At 74.3% G+C, this 16,794-nt stretch carries 15 protein-coding genes; 14 read left to right on the top strand and 1 reads right to left on the bottom strand.

The window, feature by feature from the left end; all coding sequences use genetic code 11:
* The first annotated feature begins 50 nt into the window (after nt 1-50).
* Both RM780_RS14740 and ftsY read left to right on the top strand, forming a co-directional pair.
* Nucleotides 51-1,475, top strand: a complete 1,425-nt coding sequence (locus tag RM780_RS14740) for a sugar porter family MFS transporter (RefSeq protein WP_311631161.1) — start codon at nt 51-53, stop codon at nt 1,473-1,475.
* A 124-nt stretch (nt 1,476-1,599) separates the two neighbouring features.
* On the top strand, nt 1,600-2,802 hold the full coding sequence (gene ftsY, locus RM780_RS14735; protein ID WP_311631160.1) for a signal recognition particle-docking protein FtsY: 1,203 nt from the start codon (nt 1,600-1,602) through the stop codon (nt 2,800-2,802).
* 135 nt (nt 2,803-2,937) lie between these two features.
* Here ftsY and RM780_RS14730 read toward each other — a convergent pair whose 3' ends face one another.
* Complete coding sequence (locus tag RM780_RS14730) at nt 2,938-3,624, bottom strand: bifunctional DNA primase/polymerase (RefSeq protein ID WP_311631159.1); 687 nt, start codon at nt 3,622-3,624, stop codon at nt 2,938-2,940.
* Between the two features lie 351 nt (nt 3,625-3,975).
* On the opposite strand from RM780_RS14730, the gene RM780_RS14725 reads away from it, so the two are divergent.
* The 12 genes from RM780_RS14725 to rplS all read left to right on the top strand — a co-directional run bounded on the left by RM780_RS14725 (nt 3,976) and on the right by rplS (nt 16,679).
* Entirely contained in the window at nt 3,976-5,547 is a 1,572-nt protein-coding gene (locus RM780_RS14725) for a hypothetical protein (protein ID WP_311631158.1), read from the top strand.
* Nucleotides 5,548-5,820: 273 nt separating this feature from the next.
* Nucleotides 5,821-7,050 carry an ammonium transporter gene (locus RM780_RS14720; RefSeq protein ID WP_394812976.1) on the top strand — a complete coding sequence of 410 codons (1,230 nt, stop codon included), beginning with the start codon at nt 5,821-5,823 and terminating at the stop codon, nt 7,048-7,050.
* Complete coding sequence (locus RM780_RS14715; protein ID WP_311631156.1) at nt 7,047-7,385, top strand: P-II family nitrogen regulator; 339 nt, start codon at nt 7,047-7,049, stop codon at nt 7,383-7,385. Before RM780_RS14720 ends, RM780_RS14715 begins: the two co-directional genes overlap by 4 nt.
* 73 nt (nt 7,386-7,458) lie before the next feature.
* Nucleotides 7,459-9,933, top strand: coding sequence for a [protein-PII] uridylyltransferase (locus RM780_RS14710; protein ID WP_311631155.1), 2,475 nt, complete (start codon nt 7,459-7,461; stop codon nt 9,931-9,933).
* Nucleotides 9,934-10,007: 74 nt separating this feature from the next.
* On the top strand, nt 10,008-11,519 hold the full coding sequence (gene ffh / locus RM780_RS14705) for a signal recognition particle protein (RefSeq protein ID WP_311631154.1): 1,512 nt from the start codon (nt 10,008-10,010) through the stop codon (nt 11,517-11,519).
* A gap of 66 nt (nt 11,520-11,585) precedes the next feature.
* Nucleotides 11,586-13,001 (top strand): proline--tRNA ligase, encoded by a 1,416-nt coding sequence (gene proS, locus RM780_RS14700; RefSeq protein WP_311631153.1) that lies wholly within the window; start codon nt 11,586-11,588, stop codon nt 12,999-13,001.
* Nucleotides 13,002-13,223: 222 nt separating this feature from the next.
* A complete protein-coding gene (locus tag RM780_RS14695; RefSeq protein WP_311631152.1) occupies nt 13,224-13,823 on the top strand; it encodes a hypothetical protein in 600 nt (199 codons plus the stop codon).
* A 150-nt stretch (nt 13,824-13,973) separates the two neighbouring features.
* Nucleotides 13,974-14,405 (top strand): 30S ribosomal protein S16, encoded by a 432-nt coding sequence (gene rpsP / locus RM780_RS14690; RefSeq protein WP_311631151.1) that lies wholly within the window; start codon nt 13,974-13,976, stop codon nt 14,403-14,405.
* 2 nt (nt 14,406-14,407) lie between these two features.
* On the top strand, nt 14,408-14,647 hold the full coding sequence (locus tag RM780_RS14685) for an RNA-binding protein (protein WP_311631150.1): 240 nt from the start codon (nt 14,408-14,410) through the stop codon (nt 14,645-14,647).
* A 147-nt stretch (nt 14,648-14,794) separates the two neighbouring features.
* Nucleotides 14,795-15,376: a ribosome maturation factor RimM gene (gene rimM / locus RM780_RS14680; RefSeq protein WP_311631149.1), complete on the top strand. Its 582-nt coding sequence runs from the start codon at nt 14,795-14,797 to the stop codon at nt 15,374-15,376.
* Nucleotides 15,377-15,378: 2 nt separating this feature from the next.
* Entirely contained in the window at nt 15,379-16,194 is an 816-nt protein-coding gene (gene trmD / locus RM780_RS14675) for a tRNA (guanosine(37)-N1)-methyltransferase TrmD (RefSeq protein WP_311631148.1), read from the top strand.
* A 137-nt stretch (nt 16,195-16,331) separates the two neighbouring features.
* Nucleotides 16,332-16,679, top strand: a complete 348-nt coding sequence (gene rplS, locus RM780_RS14670; protein ID WP_311631147.1) for a 50S ribosomal protein L19 — start codon at nt 16,332-16,334, stop codon at nt 16,677-16,679.
* Nucleotides 16,680-16,794 lie beyond the last annotated feature (115 nt).

The following is a 16,794-nucleotide window of genomic DNA, read 5'->3' as shown; positions in this document are numbered from 1 at the left end:
GGGGTACCCGTGCCCGCCCTGTCGGACGCCGGAGTGGGCAGAGGAGCACCGTGAGCAAATCCGCTACGGCCGGGAAGCGGGCGCGCGGGGCCCGCCCGGCGCACCTGGGCTACGTCACCTACATCGCCGCCACCGCCGCGCTGGGCGGCTTCCTGTTCGGGTACGACAGCTCCGTCATCAACGGCGCCGTCGAGGGCATCCGAGGCCGCTTCGACATCTCCGCCGGGCGGCTGGGCACGGTCGTCGCCATCGCGCTGCTGGGCGCCGCGCTCGGGGCGGTGGTGGCGGGCCGCCTCGCCGACCGGCTGGGCCGCATCCGGGTGATGCAGATCGCGGCGGCGCTCTTCCTGGTCAGCGGCATCGGCTCGATGCTCCCGATCTCCATGTGGGACCTGGCGTTCTGGCGCACCCTGGGCGGGGTGGCCATCGGCATGGCCTCGGTGATCGCCCCGGCCTATATCGCGGAGGTCTCGCCTCCCGCCCACCGCGGGCGGCTGGCGTCGTTCCAGCAGGCCGCCATCGTTCTGGGCATCGCCGTCTCCCAGCTCGTCAACTGGGGCCTGCTCACCCTCGCGGGCGACGACCAGCGCGGCTCGCTGCTGGGCCTTGAGGCCTGGCAGGTGATGCTCGGCGTGGAGGCCGTTCCCGCCCTGCTCTACGGGCTGATGACCCTCGGCATCCCCGAGTCCCCGCGCTACCTCGTCGCCCAGGGGCGCACGGAGGAGGCCAAGCGCGTCCTGGCGGACGTGGAGGAGCGCGGCACCGACCTGGACGCCCGCGCCGCCGAGATCGAGGCCGGCATCCGCGGCGAGCGCCGCTCCACCTGGCGCGACCTGGTCGGCGGGCGCGGCGGGCTGCTGCCGATCGTGTGGATCGGCATCGGCCTGTCCGTCTTCCAGCAGCTCGTCGGCATCAACGTGATCTTCTACTACTCGAATTCGCTGTGGCAGTCGGTCGGCATCGACCCGGACGACTCGTTCTTCTACTCCTTCACCACCTCGATCATCAACATCCTGGGAACGCTGGTGGCGATGGCCCTGGTGGACCGCGTCGGCCGCAAGCCGCTGGCCCTCGCCGGCTCGGCGGGAATGGCGCTCTCCCTCGGGCTGACGGCCTGGGCCTTCTCCTACCGGACCGGCAGCGGCGAGGACGTCCGGCTGCCCGACGCGCAGGGCGTGGCCGCGCTCGTCGGCGCCCACTGCTTCGTCCTCTTCTTCGCCCTGTCGTGGGGCGTGGTGGTGTGGGTGCTGCTGGGCGAGATGTTCCCCAACCGCATCCGCGCCGCGGCCCTCGGGGTGGCCGCCTCCGCCCAGTGGATCGCCAACTGGGCCATCACCCAGAGCTTCCCCAGCCTCGCCGAGTGGAGCCTGTCGGGGGCCTACGTCCTCTACACCTGCTTCGCGCTGCTCTCCATCCCCTTCGTGCTCGTGTGGGTGCGCGAGACGCGGGGCAAGGCGCTGGAGGAGATGGGCTGAGGCGCCGGGCGGCGGGGCGGGGCCGCGCGGGGCGACGGTACTTTAGACGCGTCGTCCCAAGGCCGGGGTCGTTTCGTCCCGCACGTGGGACGCGCCGCCCCGCCGCCAGGTCCCTGAGGAAACGATGGACATCCTGATCCTTGCCGTCATCATCGCCGTGGTCGCCGTCGCCCTGATCGGCGGCCTCGTCGTCTCCACCAGCCGCCGCCGGCGGGCGCCGGAGCCCCCGGCCGCACCCACGGCCGAGCCGCAGGTCGGCGAGGACGCGGCGGCTCCCGCCACCGAGGAGGAGCGCCGCACCGTCGAGGACGTGGCACTGCCCGGCGGGCCCGCGCCGGCGGAGGCCGAGGCGGGGCCCGCCGCCCCGCCCGCCCCCGAGACCGAGGTCCCCGAGCCCTCCGCCGGGCGGATGGTCCGGCTGCGTGCCCGGCTGGCCCGCTCGCAGTCCACGCTCGGCCGCGGCCTGCTGACCCTCCTCTCGCGCGAGCGCCTGGACGACGACACCTGGGAGGAGATCGAGGACACGCTCCTGACCGCCGACATCGGCGTCGGCCCCACCCAGGAGCTGACCGAGCGGCTGCGCGAGCGCGTCCGCGTGCTGGGCACCCGCACCCCCGAGGAGCTGCGTACCCTGCTGCGCGAGGAGCTGCTGGCCCAGATCGGCACCGACCTGGACCGCGAGGTGCACACCGAGGGCGGGATCTCCGCCGAGGGCGAGGAGCGCCCCTCCGTGATCCTGGTGGTCGGCGTCAACGGCACCGGCAAGACCACTACCACCGGCAAGCTGGCCCGCGTCCTGGTCGCCGACGGCCGCTCGGTCGTGCTCGGCGCGGCCGACACCTTCCGCGCCGCGGCGGCCGACCAGCTCCAGACCTGGGGCGAGCGCGTCGGGGCGCGCACCGTGCGCGGGCCCGAGGGCGGGGACCCGGCCTCGGTGGCCTTCGACGCCGTCAAGGAGGGCATCGAGGCGGGCGCCGACGTGGTCCTGGTCGACACCGCCGGGCGGCTGCACACCAAGACCGGCCTGATGGACGAGCTGGGCAAGGTCAAGCGGGTGGTCGAGAAGCACGGGCCCGTCAGCGAGGTGCTGCTGGTGCTGGACGCCACCACCGGGCAGAACGGCCTCGTGCAGGCCCGGGTGTTCGCGGAGGTCGTGGACATCACCGGCATCGCGCTGACCAAGCTCGACGGCACGGCCAAGGGCGGCATCGTCGTCGCCGTCCAGCGGGAGCTGGGCGTTCCCGTGAAGCTGGTCGGCCTGGGGGAGGGGCCGGACGACCTGGCGCCCTTCGACCCCGAGGCCTTCGTGGACGCTCTGCTCGGCTGATGGGCTGCCCTGTGCCGGGCGGCCCAACGCCCTGGGCGCGGGCCGTCGCGCCCGGTGCCGCAGGGCGCGTACCCGGTGGTTCGACGCCCGGAGGTGTGCAACGTCCGGCGTGCGGCGGGTCGTTCCGGCGTCCGTTCAGGCCGCGTGGGGGCGGCGGGAGCAGTACGCCAGGGTGCCGAGCAACAGGCGGGCCGGGGGCGGGGGCGTGCCCCCGGCACCGGGCGGGCGCAGCCAGCGGACCGGGCCCAGGCCCGCGTGGTCCGAGGGCGGCGCGGTGATGTGCTCCCCGGGCCCCAGCGCCCGCAGGTCGAGCGCCGCGCCGTCCCAGCCCATCCGGTACAGCAACTGGGGCAGCTCGGCCGCCGCGCCCGGGGCCACCAGGAACCAGGCCCGCCCGTGCGGCGCCGCGGCCACCGGCCCCAGGGGGACGCCCATCCGCTCCAGCCGGGGCAGGGCCAGCAGCCCGGCCGCCGCGGGCACGTCCAGCACGTCGAAGGCCGATCCGGTGGGCAGCAGCACCGCCGCCCCGGGCGCCCGGGACCAGGCGTGCCGCGCCTGCTCGGGCGTCGCGCCCGCGGGCACGGTCAGCCGGTCGTCCACGGGGTGCGCGCCGGGGGCGCGGCAGGCGGGGCTGCCGCAGGAGCACGCGGCCAGCGCGCCGGGGCGGCGCACCGCGCGCGCCCCCGGCACCACGTCCCACCCGCGCACCCCGGTGTACTCGGCCACGGCCGTGGAGAGCCCGGCGGGGCCGGAGCGCCGCGAGCGCCGGGCGTCCGGCCCCGGCAGCCTGAACTGCCGTTTCGCGCCGATCGTGAAACCCATGCCTGCTCCAACGGGTCGCTTCCGCCGATGGTTACGAGCCGGGCCCTTCTGCGCCCGGGGAGTGCACCGGGGGCGCGCGCGTCGGCTCGTGCTTCCCCTCGCCCGATGCCGTCCCCCACCGGCACAAGTCAAGCGCGCCACGCGGGCATGAGTGTTCACGCGGGGGGTGGCGAATGGTGGCGTTTCCACGCTTCCCCTCGCCCCATCCGTGACCGGAGGATTACGTTCAGTGCAACTCCTCGACGCGGTGATGGCGCCAAAGGGCGCATATCGTCACCGATCCGCTGCCGGCGGCCCCGCCCCGGCCGTTGACGGTGCCGCGGCGAAACCCGGGACGGGAGGCGTGAGGTAGTGGGCGACAACGGCGGCGGCGCCGCCTCCGCGCGGCGGACCAACGAGCGGCTGGGCTCGTGGTTCCACCGCAGCGGATGGTCCAAGGGAGAGCTGGCCCGGCAGGTGAACCGGCGCGCGCGCCACCTGGGGGCGCACCACATCAGCACGGACACCTCGCGCGTGCGCCGCTGGCTGGACGGCGAGCAGCCGCGCGAGCCGATCCCGCGCATCCTGGCCGAGCTGTTCTCCGAGCGCTTCGGCTGCGTGGTCAGCGCCGAGGACCTGGGCCTGCGCTCCGTCCCCCGGTCGGCCGCCGTCTCGGGCATCGACCTGCCCTGGGCCGGGCCCCAGACCGTCGCGCTGATCAGCGAGTTCTCCCGCAGCGACCTGATGCTGGGCCGCCGCGGCTTCCTGGGCACCTCCCTGTCGATGTCCGCCGGGCCCGGCCTCATCGAGCCGATGCAGCGCTGGCTGGTGCCCTCGCCCACCGCCTCCCCCGAGCGGGCCCCGGCCGCGTCCGCGTCCGTCTCCCCGCTCGCGGAGGCGGACGCCGACCCGGCCGCCGCCGGGCCCGAGGGCGAGGGCCCCGCCCGCCCCGCCACCCGCCGCCCGGCCGGCCTCTCCGAGCCCGAGCTGGCCCAACTGGAGGAGGCCACCGCCCAGTTCCGCGGCTGGGACGCGGCCTCCGGCGGCGGCCTGCGGCGCAAGGCGGTCGTCGGCCAGCTCCACGAGGTCACCGACCTCCTCCAGGAGCGCCACCCCGCGCCCGTGCGCGCCCGCCTCTTCCGGATCACCGCCGAGCTGTCCGAGCTGGCCGGCTGGATGAGCTACGACATCGGGCTCCAGCCCACCGCGCAGAAGTACTTCGTGCTCGCCCTGCACGCCGCCAAGGAGGCGGGGGACCGCCCGCTGGGGGCATACATCCTGTCCAAGATGAGCCGCCAGATGATCCACCTGGGCCGGGCCGAGGACGCCCTGGAGCTGATCCACCTGGCGCAGTACGGCAGCCGCGGGCGCGCCACCCCCCGCACCCAGGCGCTGCTCCACGCCCTGGAGGGCCGGGCCTACGCCACGCTCGGCCAGCCGCAGCGCTGCCACCGCGCGGTGCGGATGGCCCAGGAGGCGTTCGAGGAGATCCAGCCGGGGGAGCGGGAGCCGGACTGGATGCGCTTCTTCTCCGAGGCCGAGCTGAACGCGGAGAACGCGCACTCCTACCGCGACCTCGCCTACGTCGCCGGCCGCAGCCCCGCCTACCTGTCCCGGGCCAGGCCGCTGATGGCCCGGGCCGTGGAGCTGTTCGCCCGCGAGTGCGCGGAGGACCCGCGCGGAGGCCACCAGCGTTCGTATGCACTCAACCGCATCGGGATGGCCACCGTGCACCTGCTGGAGCGGGAGCCCGAGGCGTGCGCCGCCCAGGCCGCCGCGGCCGTGGACCTGGCCGCCCGGCTCCGCTCCGAGCGGGTCAACAACCGGCTGCGGAAGACCTGGGCGGGCGCCGCGCGGCAGTTCGGCCGCGTCCCCGAGGTGGCCGAGGTGACCGAGCGCCTCGGCATGAACCTGCCGGAAAGCGGGGCGCCGCGGGCGGTCTGAGGCCGGGCGCCACCGCGCGCGTCGGCCAGTGCGCGACACAGTAACGCCGCTCCCCCGGACGGCCGATCCGCTTCATGGTGACGTAACACGCGAGGGGTCATCGTCACGTGCACGAAACATAGGCCGCCATCGGCGGAAACGGCCCTCGGAGAGCCTGTGGCGAATCCTGACCCGACCAAGATCCGCCCGCACGGGTCGTAACTCCAAGGGGACGTTCAATTGGAAGCAGCGGATATCGCTTTCGTGGTGATCTGTGCCGCACTGGTCATGCTGATGACTCCGGGGCTCGCCTTCTTCTACGGCGGCATGGTCCGGGTCAAGAGCGCCCTCAACATGCTGATGATGTCGTTCATCTCGCTGGGCATCGTCAGCGTGCTGTGGGTCCTGTACGGCTTCAGCCTCACCTTCAGCTCCACCAGTGACAACAACCTGATCGGCAACCTGGACTTCATCGGTTTTCAGGACGTCATCACGCTGGACGCGGAGGGCATCGACGCGACCAGCAGCGCGACCCTCACCTTCGCGCTGTTCCAGCTGATGTTCGCGATCATCACTCCCGCCCTGATGAGCGGCGCGCTGGCCGACCGCGTCAAGTTCTCCAGCTGGGCGCTGTTCATCACCCTGTGGGTGACGGTCGTCTACTTCCCGGTCGCGCACTGGGTCTGGGCCTCCGACGGCTGGCTCTTCGAGCAGGAGGTCATCGACTTCGCCGGCGGCACCGCGGTGCACATCAACGCCGGGGCCGGCGCGCTCGCGGCGGCGCTGGTGATCGGCAAGCGGGTCGGCTTCAAGAAGGAGCCGATGCGCCCGCACAACCTGCCGATGGTCCTCCTGGGCGCGGCCCTGCTGTGGTTCGGCTGGTTCGGCTTCAACGCCGGCTCGGCCCTCTCGCCGAACGGCACCGCCGCCCTGATGGCCCTCAACACCCAGCTCGCCACGGCCGCCGCCATCCTCGGCTGGCTGATCTACGAGCGCATCCGGCACGGCGCGTTCACCACCCTGGGCGCGGCCTCCGGCGCCATCGCCGGCCTGGTGGCCATCACCCCCTCGGGCGCGCACGTCAACCCCGTCTCCGCCCTGCTCATCGGCGTGGTGGCCGGCGCGGTCTGCGCCTGGGCCGTCAGCCTGAAGTACAAGCTCGGCTACGACGACTCCCTCGACGTGGTCGGCGTCCACCTCGTCGGCGGCCTGATCGGCACCCTGCTGGTCGGCTTCCTGGCCACCGACTCGGTCAACGGCATCGCGGGCGGCTTCGAGCAGTTCGGCAAGCAGGCCCTGGGCGCGTTCTCCGTGATGGGCTACTCCTTCGTGGTCACCTACATCCTGGCGCAGCTGATCCAGCGCACCATCGGATTCCGGTCCACCGAGGAGGAGGAGGTCGCCGGTCTCGACCTGGCGTACCACGCCGAGACCGGGTACGACTTCACGCAGACCGGCACCGGTTCCGTGCCCGTCAACGGTGTTCCGGCCCCCGCCGGCCTGGAGAAGAAGGTGGACGCATGAAGCTCATCACCGCCGTCATCAAGCCCCACCGGCTGGACGAGGTCAAGGAGGCCCTGCAGGCCTTCGGCGTCCACGGCCTGACCGTGACCGAGGCCAGCGGCTACGGCCGCCAGCGCGGCCACACCGAGGTCTACCGCGGCGCGGAGTACACCGTCGACCTGGTGCCCAAGATCCGCATCGAGATCCTCGCCGAGGACTCCGACGCGGAGCAGGTCATCGACGTCGTCGTCAAGGCCGCCCGTACCGGCAAGATCGGCGACGGGAAGGTCTGGAGCGTCGCCGTCGAGGAGACGATCCGGGTCCGCACCGGCGAGCGCGGCCCCGACGCCCTCTGAACGGACGCTCCGCTCCGGCGCCCGCCGGAGCCGGCACCGAGACGCTGACCGCACACCAGGAGTTGGGGACCGCATGACGGCGGAGACGACACCGGCGACCGGCGACGGAACGGGCCCCAGCGGCGGCTATGCGGCGGCCCGGCTGCGCCTCCTGACCAAGGAGGAGCGGCCGGGGCCGCCGCGCCGCGCCGAGCTGGCCCGCCTCACCGACGACTGGCTCGCCGGCCTGCTGGCCGCGGCCCCCCGTGCCGGGCGCGCCTCCCTCGTCGCCGTCGGCGGCTACGGCCGCGGCGAGCTCTCGCCCCGCAGCGACCTCGACCTCCTGCTCCTCCACGACGGCACCGCCTCCCCCGCGGAGCTGGCCGCCCTCGCCGACAGCCTCTGGTACCCCGTCTGGGACCTGGGCATCGCGCTGGACCACTCCGTGCGCACCCCCGCCGAGGCCCACCGGACCGCCGCCGAGGACCTCAAGGTCCACCTCGGCCTCCTCGACGCCCGCCACCTCGCCGGCGACGCCGCCCTGACCGCCGAGCTGCGCACCGCGCTCCTGGCCCAGTGGCGCGCCCAGGCCCCCGCCCGCCTCCCCGAGCTGCACGAGCTGGGCCGCGAACGCGCCCGCCGCCACGGCGAGTTGCCCTTCCTCCTCGAACCCGACCTCAAGGAGGCCAGGGGCGGCCTCAGGGACGCCACCGCCCTGCGCGCCGTGGCCGCCTCCTGGGTCGCCGACGCCCCCCGCCAGGGACTGGAGGCCGCCCGCAACGCCCTTCTCGACGTCCGCGACGCCCTGCACTCCGTCACCGGCCGCGCCACCGACCGCCTCTCCCTCCAGGACCAGGACCAGGTCGCCGCCGCCCTCGGCCTGCTGGACGCCGACGCCCTGCTGCGCCGCGTCTACGAGGCGGGCCGCACCATCTCGTACGCCTCCGACGTCACCTGGCGCGAGGTCGGCCGCGTGCTGCGCGCCCGGGCCGCCCGCCGCCGCGCCCGCGGCCTGCTCACCGGCCGCAACGCCCGCCGCAGCGGCGAGGGCGAGCGCACCCCACTGGCCGAGGGTGTCGTCGAGCTGGACGGCGAGGTCGTCCTGGCCCGCGCCGCCCGCCCCGACCGCGATCCCGTGCTGCCGCTGCGCGCCGCCGCCGCTGCCGCCCAGGCCGGTCTGCCCCTGTCGTTGCCCGCCGCCCATGCCCTGGCCGGGGCCGAGTCCTCGCTGCCGGTGCCCTGGCCCGCCGAGGCGCGCGAGCAGTTCATCACCCTCCTGGGCGCCGGGCCCGACACCGTCCCCGTCTGGGAGGCCCTGGAGGCCGTCGGCCTCATCACCCGGCTGCTGCCCGACTGGGAGCGCGTCCGCTGCCGCCCCCAGCGCAACGCCGTCCACCGCTGGACCGTCGACCGCCACCTGGTGGAGACCGCCGTGCGCGCCTCCGCTCTCACCCGCCGCGTGGAACGCCCGGACCTGCTGCTCGTCGGCGCCCTGCTGCACGACATCGGCAAGGGCTGGCCCGGCGACCACAGCGTCGCGGGCGAGACCATCGCCCGGGACATGGCCGCCCGCATCGGCTTCGGCTCCGCCGACGCCGAGGTGCTGGCCACCCTGGTCCGCCACCACCTGCTGCTCGTGGAGACCGCCACCCGCCGCGATCTCCAGGACCCGGCCACCGTCGACCTCGTCGCCAAGGCCGTCGGCAGCCGCGGCACGCTGGAGTTGCTGCACGCGCTGACCGAGGCCGACGCCCTGGCCACCGGCCCCGCCGCCTGGTCCGCCTGGCGCGCCTCGCTGGTGGCCGACCTCGCCGAGCGGGTCGCCGCGGTCCTGGCCGGAGACGAGGCGGACGCCCCGGCCGCGGCCCCCCGCCGCGGCGGCGCCGCGGCCGAGCGGCTGGCCGTGGAGGCCACCCGCACCGGCGGCCCCGTCCTCGCCCTCCACCCCCGGCCCGAGGCGCGGCCCGAGGCCGCGGAGGGGGAGCCCGAGGAGCCGGAGCCCGTCGGCGTCGAGCTGGTGATCGCCCTGCCCGAGTGCGCCGGCGTGCTCCCGGCCGTGGCCGGGGTCCTGGCCCTGCACCGCCTCACCGTCCGCTCCGCCGAGCTGCGCGTCCTCGACCCGGCAGGGCAGGGCCCGGTGCTGCTGCTGGACTGGCGGGTGGCCGCCGAGTACGGCTCGCTGCCCCAGGCCGAGCGGCTGCGCGCCGACCTCGTGCGCGCCCTCGACGGCTCGCTGGACGTGGCTGGGCGCCTGGCCGAGCGGGAGGCCGCCTACCGCCGCCCCCGCCGCCGGCTCCCCCCGGCTCCGCCGCCCCGCGTCACCGTGGCGCCGCTCGGCTCGCGGCTGGCCACCGTCATCGAGGTGCGCGCCCAGGACGCCCCCGGCCTGCTCTACCGCATCGGCCGGGCCCTGGACGGAGCGGGCGCCCAGGTCCGCAGCGCGCACGTCTCGACCCTGGGCGCCAACGTCGTGGACGCGTTCTACGTCACCGGACCCGGCGGCGAGCCCCTGCCCGAGGCCGAGGCCGCCGGGCTGGCCCAGGACCTGGAGCGCGCGCTGGCGGGCTGACCGCCCCGCGCCGGGGCGGCTAGGCTGGAGGGCACCGCCGAGTTGACCGCCGAAGCTAAGGATCTCCCAGCGCCGTGTTCGACACACTCTCCGACCGCCTTGCGGCGACGTTCAAGAACCTCCGGGGCAAGGGACGTCTGAGCGAGGCGGACATCGACGCCACCGCGCGCGAGATCCGCGTCGCCCTGCTGGAGGCGGACGTCGCGCTGCCGGTCGTCCGCTCGTTCATCAAGCAGGTCAAGGAGCGGGCCCTCGGCTCCGAGGTCTCCCGGGCGCTCAACCCCTCGCAGCAGGTCGTCAAGATCGTCAACGAGGAGCTCGTCGCCATCCTCGGCGGCGAGACCCGGCGGCTGCGGTTCGCCAAGAACCCGCCCACCGTGGTGATGCTCGCCGGCCTCCAGGGCGCGGGCAAGACGACGCTGGCCGGCAAGCTCGGGCGCTGGCTGCGCGAACAGGGCCACGCCCCGCTGCTGGTGGCCTGCGACCTCCAGCGCCCCAACGCGGTCAATCAGCTCGCGGTCGTCGCCGAGCGCGCCGGGGTCGCGGTCTTCGCCCCCGAGCCGGGCAACGGCGTGGGCGACCCCGTCAAGGTCGCCGAGGACTCGATCGCCTACGCCCGCGACAAGCAGCACGACGTGGTGGTCGTCGACACCGCCGGACGGCTCGGCGTCGACGAGGAGATGATGCGGCAGGCCGCCGACATCCGGGACGCGGTCCGCCCCGACGAGATCCTCTTCGTCGTGGACGCGATGATCGGCCAGGACGCGGTCGCCACGGCAGAGGCGTTCCGCGACGGCGTCGGCTTCGACGGCGTGGTGCTCTCCAAGCTGGACGGCGACGCGCGCGGCGGCGCGGCCCTGTCCATCGCGCAGGTCACCGGCCGGCAGATCATGTTCGCCTCCAACGGCGAGAAGCTGGAGGACTTCGACGCCTTCCACCCGGACCGGATGGCCTCCCGCATCCTGGGCATGGGCGACGTCCTCAGCCTCATCGAGCAGGCGGAGCGCACCTTCAGCCAGGAGGAGGCCGAAAGGCTCGCCGGCAAGCTGGCCAAGGGCCCCAAGGAGTTCACCCTCGACGACTTCCTCCAGCAGATGGAGCAGGTCAGGAAGATGGGCTCGATCTCCAAGCTGCTCGGCATGATGCCCGGCATGGGCCAGATGCGCGAGCAGATCAACAACCTCGACGAGCGCGAGGTGGACCGCACCGCCGCCATCATCAAGTCGATGACCCCGGCCGAGCGCACCGACCCCAAGATCATCAACGGCTCGCGCCGCGCCCGCATCGCCCGAGGCTCAGGCGTGGACGTCAGCGCGGTCAAGGGCCTGGTCGAGCGGTTCTTCGAGGCCCGCAAGATGATGTCCCGCATGGCCCAGGGCGGCGGCATGCCCGGGATGCCGGGCATGCCCGGCATGGGCGGCGGCGCCCGCCGCAAGGGCGGCGCCAAGCAGCAGAAGAAGGCCAAGGGCGCGCGCCGCTCCGGCAACCCCATGAAGCGCCAGGAGGCGGACCGCGCGGCGGCCCAGCGGGGTGAGCAGGACTTCGAACTGCCCAAGGAATTCCGCGACATGCTGCCCCCGTCGTAGGCGTTCCCTGAGCGTTTCCGGCAATCGATTCACGCCGCGGGGCGGCGGGGCCGTACCATTCCCGCCATGGCAAAGGCTCCCGTACTCACCCCCCAGGCGGACGACTTCCCGCGCTGGTACCAGGACGTGATCAGCAAGGCCGAACTGGCCGACAACGGGCCGGTCCGCGGGACCATGGTCATCCGGCCGTACGGGTACGGCATCTGGGAGCGGATGCAGCAGGAGATGGACGCCCGGATCAAGGCCGCGGGCGCCCGGAACGCCTACTTCCCCCTCTTCATCCCGCAGTCGTACATGACCAAGGAGGCCGAGCACGTCGAGGGCTTCGCGCCCGAGCTGGCGGTGGTCACCCACGGCGGCGGGAAGCAGCTCGAGGAGCCGGCCGTGGTCCGGCCCACCTCCGAGATGATCATCAACGACTACTTCTCCCGGTGGGTCCAGAGCTACCGCGACCTGCCGCTGCTGATCAACCAGTGGGCGAACGTGGTCCGCTGGGAGATGCGCCCGCGCGTCTTCCTGCGGACCACCGAGTTCCTCTGGCAGGAGGGCCACACCGCGCACGCCACCTACGAGGACGCCCGGGACTTCGCCGCCCGCATCCACCGCGAGGTCTACGCCGACTTCATGGAGAACGTCCTGGCCGTGGACGTCGTGCTGGGCCGCAAGTCGCCCGCCGAGCGGTTCGCCGGGGCCATCAACACCCTCACGCTGGAGGGCATGATGCGCGACGGGAAGGCTCTCCAGATGGGCACCAGCCACGAGCTGGGCCAGAACTTCGCCCGTGCCTTCGACACCCGCTACCTCTCCGCCTCCGGCAGCCGGGAGCTGGTCTGGCAGACCTCCTGGGGCACCTCGACCCGCATGGTCGGCGGCCTGATCATGACCCATGGCGACGACAACGGCCTGCGCGTGCCGCCGCGGCTGGCCCCCGTCCAGGCCGTCGTCCTGGCCATCAAGGACGACCCGGAGGTCCTGGCGCGGGTCCGCTCCCTGGGCGCGGAGCTGGCCGACGCCGGGCTGCGCGTCGAGGTGGACGACCGCACCGACGTGCCCTTCGGGCGCCGCGCCGTGGACTGGGAGCTGAAGGGCGTCCCGGCCCGCGTGGAGATCGGCCCCCGCGACCTCGCGGCCGGCACCGCGATGCTGGCCCGCCGTATCCCCGGCGGCAAGGCGCCCGTGGCCGTGGACGCGCTGGCCTCGGTGCTGCCCGGACTGCTGGAGGAGGACCAGGCGCTGCTGCTGCGCCAGTCCCGCGAGCACCGGGAGTCCCGCACCACGGACGTGGCGACGGTCGAGGAGGCGACGGCCGCGGCCCTGGCCGGCGGCTGGGCCCGCATCCCCTGGGCCGACCTGGGCCCCGAGGGCGAGAAGCGGCTGGCCGAGGACGCCGTCACGGTGCGCTGCCTGGTCGCCGAGGACGGCTCGGTGCCCGTCGCCGACGACGCCCCCGGCACCCTCGCCGTGGTCGGCCGCGCGTACTGAGCCGCGGGCGTCCGTGCCGGGCCGCGGGCGGCCGTTCCGCCGGGTTGAGGCCGGCCGTTCCGCCGGAGCGCGGGCGGGCGTTGATGCTGATCGGCAGGCCCGCCCGGCCCGCGTCGGGGCCGGGCGGAGCCGCCCATCCGGGGCGAACTGACTGGTAAGTGCAAATTCGTGGACTTGGCCCGGAATCGGAACACCCCGGGACCGTCGCTCGTTAGGTACGACGTGAGCACGACACCACCAGTTCTCGCCGCCGAGCTGGCGCACGCGTGGGCCGACATCCAACGGCACCACCCGGAGCTGCCCGACCTGGCCGCGCCCGAATCGCTGATCGGAGAGTCCTCGTCCGCGTGCGGCTCCGAGCTCTCCTTCGAACGGCTTCTCCACGAGGCCGTGCACGGCATCGCCGCCGCCCGCGGGGTCCGGGACACCTCCCGCGCCGGCCGGTACCACAACCGCCGCTTCCTGGCCATCGCCGAGGAGCTGGGCCTGGACCACGCCGACGACCCCCATCCCAGCAGCGGCTTCTCGCTGGTGACGATGAACGCCGAGGCCCGCCGCCGTTACCGCCCCACCGCCGAGCGCCTCCAGCGGGCCCTGAAGGCCCATCTCGCCGCCACGGCCACCGACACCAAGCGCAGCTTCCGCGGCCCGGCCGCCCGGCACGGCTCCTCGGGCGGGGGCGTGCGGGTCAAGGCCGTCTGCGAGTGCGGCAGGAACGTCCGCGTCGTTCCCTCGGTGCTGGCCCAGGCGCCCATCGTCTGCGGCGCCTGCAAGAAGCCCTTCCAGATCGCCGAGCCCCTGACCGTGGCCGCGTCCACCTGATGGCCTATGGCACAATAAGCCGTTGAACTCGGCAGTCGCACAGGACCCCTCTCTCCTCCGGCTGACGCGTCCACCGGGCCGCAAGGCGCCGCAGCCCCACGCGGCGGCCGTCGCGGCTCACCACGTCAACTCGCAGGAGACACCACACCCGTGGCAGTCAAGATCAAGCTGAAGCGACTGGGCAAGATCCGGTCGCCGCACTACCGCATCGTCGTCGCCGACTCCCGTACCCGCCGGGACGGCCGCGCCATCGAGGAGCTGGGCCTGTACCACCCGGTGCAGAACCCCTCCCGCATCGAGGTCGACTCCGACCGCGTGCAGTACTGGCTCGGCGTCGGCGCGCAGCCGACCGAGCCCGTGCTGGCCATCCTCAAGGTCACCGGCGACTGGCAGAAGTTCAAGGGCCTCCCGGCGCCGGCGCCCATGCTGGTCCCCGAGGCCAAGCCGGACAAGCGTGCCGTCTTCGAGGCCGCCGCCAAGGAGACCGGTGGCGAGCCGCGGGGTGAGGCCATCACCCCGAAGGCGAAGAAGGCCGAGAAGAAGGCCGACGCCGAGGCCGCGGCCGAGCCGGCCGAGGGCTGACAATGCTCGAAGAGGCCCTGGAGCACCTGGTGAAGGGCATCGTCGAGCACCCCGACGAGGTGCAGGTCGCCTCCCGGACGCTGCGCCGCGGCCGGGTCCTGGAGGTCCGGGTTCACCCCGAGGACCTCGGCAAGGTCATCGGCCGCAACGGGCGCACCGCGCGCTCCCTGCGCACGGTCGTCGGCGCGCTGGGCGGCAAGGGGATCCGCGTCGATCTGGTCGACGCGGACGAGGTCCGCTGAGGATCTCTCCCGAACCCCACGCGGGTTCTCTGGAACCCACCGAGGGCCGGGCACGGCGGCAGCCGCGCCCGGCCCTCCGCGTCGCCCCGGCGGCGCACCGCACCCACCCCGGGAAGCACCCGGCAAGGCACCGAGGAAGCGAGCACAGTGGACGTCGTCGTCGCGCGCATCGGCCGCGCCCACGGCATCAAGGGCGAGGTCTCCGTCGAGGTCCGCACGGACGAGCCCGAGACCCGCCTCGCGCCCGGGGCCGTGCTGGTCACCGACCCGCCCGCCGTCGGCCCCCTGACCGTGACGGGCGGCCGGGTCCACAGCGGGCGCCTGCTGCTGCGCTTCGCCGGGGTGGACACGCGCACGGCCGCCGAGGCCCTGCGCAACACCCTCCTGATCGCCGAGGTGGACCCGGACGAGCTGCCGGAGGACCCGGAGGAGTACTACGACCACCAGCTGATCGGCCTGGAGGCCGTCACCCCCGAGGGCGCAGTGCTGGGAGCCGTCACGGAGGTGGCGCACCTGCCCGGCCAGGACCTGCTCGTCGTGGCGCGCCCCGGCGGCGGCGAGGCGATGGTCCCCTTCGTCGCCGAGATCGTTCCAGAGGTGGACCTCGCGGCCCGCCGCGCCGTGGTGCAGCCGCCGCCCGGCCTGCTGGACGACGTGGACGAGGCGCACGGCGCGAACGAGGCGGGCGGCCCGGACGGCGCGGACGTCCCCGACCCCCGCGGGGACTGACCGTGCGGCTCGACGTCATCACGATCTTCCCCGAGTACCTGGAGCCGCTGAACGTCTCGCTCGTCGGCAAGGCCCGCGCCGCCGGGCTGCTGGACGTGCGGGTGCACGACCTGCGGCAGTGGGCCCACGACCGGCACCGCACGGTGGACGACACCCCCTACGGCGGCGGCCCCGGCATGGTGATGAAGCCCGGCCCCTGGGGCGAGGCCCTGGACGCCGTCCTCGCCTCCGCCCCGGGCCCTGAGCGGCCCGTTCTCGTCGTGCCCACGCCGAGTGGGCGGCCGTTCACCCAGGCCCTGGCGGGGGAGCTGTCCGAGGCACCCTGGCTGGTGTTCACCCCGGCCCGCTACGAGGGCATCGACCGGCGCGTGATCGAGGAGTACGCCGGGCGCCTGGACGTGCGCGAGGTCTCCATCGGCGACTACGTGCTGGCCGGGGGCGAGGCTCCGGTGCTGGTGATGGTCGAGGCGATCGCGCGGCTGCTGCCCGGGGTGCTGGGCAACGCCGAGTCCCACCGGGACGACTCCTTCGCCCCCGGGGCGATGGCCCACCTGCTGGAGGGGCCGGTCTTCACCAAGCCCCCGGAGTGGCGCGGGCGCGAGGTGCCCGAGGTGCTGGTCAGCGGCCACCACGGCCGTATCGGCCGCTGGCGGCGGGACGAGGCGCTGCGGCGCACCAGCGCGCACCGGCCCGACCTGATCGAGCGCACCGACCCGGCGGCCTTCGACCGGCGGGACCGCGAGACGCTGGCCGCGCTGGGCTGGCGGCAGGGGGCCGACGGCCGATTTGGGCGCCGCCCGGCGGACGTGGAAGAATAACCCCTCGGCCCACGCCCGGCGCGCGACCCTGCCACAGGGGGACAGACGCCCGCCGCCGCGGGAGGGCCGCTCCGAGATCCTTCCGAACGATCATTTCCGCCGGTGACCTGTGGCACGGGCGAGGAGAGCAGCAGGTCATGAACCTCCTGGACAGCGTCGACGCCACGTCCCTGCGCGACGACATCCCGGCCTTCCGGCCCGGCGACACCGTCAACGTCCACGTCCGCGTCATCGAGGGCAACCGCTCCCGCGTGCAGCAGTTCAAGGGCGTGGTCATCCGCCGCCAGGGCTCCGGCATCCGGGAGACCTTCACCGTCCGCAAGGTCAGCTTCGGCGTGGGCGTGGAGCGGACGTTCCCGGTCCACACCCCGGTCGTGGAGAAGATCGAGGTCGTCACCCGCGGCGCCGTCCGCCGGGCGAAGCTGTACTACCTGCGCAACCTGCGCGGCAAGGCGGCCAAGATCAAGGAGAAGCGCGAGAACTGACCGGTCCGCCGGGCCGGTTACCATCGCGGCGTGACCGATTCCGACGCAACGACCCCGGAGCGCGATCGTCCCGCCCGCCCGCCGGTGACCAGACCCACGGTCACCGGGGGCCGGC

The sequence above is a fragment of the Streptomyces boetiae genome, from assembly GCF_031845405.1.
Lineage (GTDB): Bacteria > Actinomycetota > Actinomycetes > Streptomycetales > Streptomycetaceae > Streptomyces > Streptomyces boetiae.
This window is presented reverse-complemented; position numbering and strand designations above follow the sequence as displayed.